Origin of the sequence: Thermogutta sp., from assembly GCF_014359955.1 — a bacterium.
Lineage (GTDB): Bacteria > Planctomycetota > Planctomycetia > Pirellulales > Thermoguttaceae > Thermogutta.
Genome location: NZ_JACIYL010001019.1, coordinates 1 through 1324 on the forward strand (window position 1 = coordinate 1; position 1324 = coordinate 1324).

Sequence of the window (1324 nt, forward strand, 5' to 3'; positions counted from 1 at the left end):
TGCAGGGCCAAACCGATCTGTTTCAGGTTATTGCTGCATTGGGAACGCCGCGCAGCCTCACGGGCAGCCTGCACTGCGGGAAGCAGTAGCGCGATCAGAATGCCAATAATAGCGATCACAACAAGCAACTCCACCAGCGTAAAACCGGCGGAGACCGAGTTGCGTAGCGACCTGGACCTGACCATGGCGATTCTCCTTTCCCTCAAGTACCTCCCAACAATCGGAAACGAAATATCAACGTCACAATTGGGACAGATCAACACAGTCAAGAATTTATTTTCCTGGTCTCTCACTTGACGACCTGAAACTCAGTATACTGAACTAGGCTGGCAATGCAAGGTTTTTGCGCGGTTCCGATTGGATCCTTTTTGTGGAGGCACCACGCCATGAAGATGCACTTCCTATGGATTGCGATGGTCGCGATTGTGCTGACATCGGGTTGCTCAAAGGAGAGAAAAGTTTCCTTTAAAACCGTCCCTGTCAAGATAACCATCACACAAAAAGGCCAGCCCCTGGCGGATGCCGACGTGCGTCTCCATCCACTCGACCCCAATGGTAGGGGAGCCCAGGGGAAGACGGACAGCTCGGGCGTGGCGGTCATGAAAACCTTCGGGGAAGGAGGGGCGATGGCAGAGGGCGCGATGGCCGGGAAGTACAAAGTGCTTGTCTCCAAAGTCCTGGTCCCAAAAACGCCCGAAGGGGCCGACTACGACAAGCTCCAGGCCGAACAGGCGACGGCCGATCCCTACGCCAGCGCTCCCAAACCCCTCCTGCCACCGAAATACAACAACTGGCAGGAAACTCCCTTCGAGTGCGAGGTTAAAGAAGGCGGACCCAACGAATTCAGCTTTGACATTCCTGAGTGACGACGTGACACCGCCCCCGGGCGGGCGTGGCGATAAACACGGCCTCACACAGCCCTGGGAGCCCGGGAAGCTGCAAGGACCTTCACGTAAATGACTTTCGCATCGCCCGGCGCATAAAAATCCTGAAGGACGGCTGCCACCTGGTAGCCGTTTTTTTCATAAAATTGTCTGGTCGGTCGATACTGCTCCCGGCCGGAGGTATCCACATACACCCGGGTTCCCCCAGCAGCGCGAATGGCCTTTTCCGCTTCCTGAAGGAGCCGCCGCCCCAGGCCCTGCCGCTGACAAGCTGGATCCACCACAATCCAGTAAAGATCCCAACTGGAAACCGTGCAGGGGATGGGACCGAAACACACATATCCCCGGAGCTGGCCTTCCTGTTCCGCGACGATAAATTCGTAACCGCTGGCCGGTCCTTTCGTCATTCGCTCCGCGACCAATTCCTCGGCAACATCGAC

Annotated in this window: 3 protein-coding genes; 1 reads left to right on the forward strand and 2 read right to left on the reverse strand. The window is 56.5% G+C overall.

Annotation, left to right across the window (positions count from 1 at the left end; all coding sequences use genetic code 11):
- A partial coding sequence (locus H5U08_RS19040) for a DUF1559 domain-containing protein (protein ID WP_297036816.1) occupies positions 1 to 185 on the reverse strand: 185 nt, incomplete at its 3' end.
- A 201-nt stretch (positions 186 to 386) separates the two neighbouring features.
- On the opposite strand from H5U08_RS19040, the gene H5U08_RS19045 reads away from it, so the two are divergent.
- On the forward strand, positions 387 to 866 hold the full coding sequence (locus H5U08_RS19045; RefSeq protein ID WP_297036819.1) for a hypothetical protein: 480 nt from the start codon (positions 387 to 389) through the stop codon (positions 864 to 866).
- 44 nt (positions 867 to 910) lie between these two features.
- On the opposite strand, the gene H5U08_RS19050 is transcribed toward H5U08_RS19045, so the two are convergent.
- Positions 911 to 1324: GNAT family N-acetyltransferase (locus tag H5U08_RS19050; RefSeq protein ID WP_297036821.1), on the reverse strand; the 414-nt coding region annotated here is incomplete at its 5' end.

Excerpts from the sequence above, each read along its gene's own strand:
- H5U08_RS19045 (WP_297036819.1), top strand. The coding sequence starts at position 387 with ATGAAGATGCACTTCCTATGGATTGCGATGGTCGCGATTGTGCTGACA.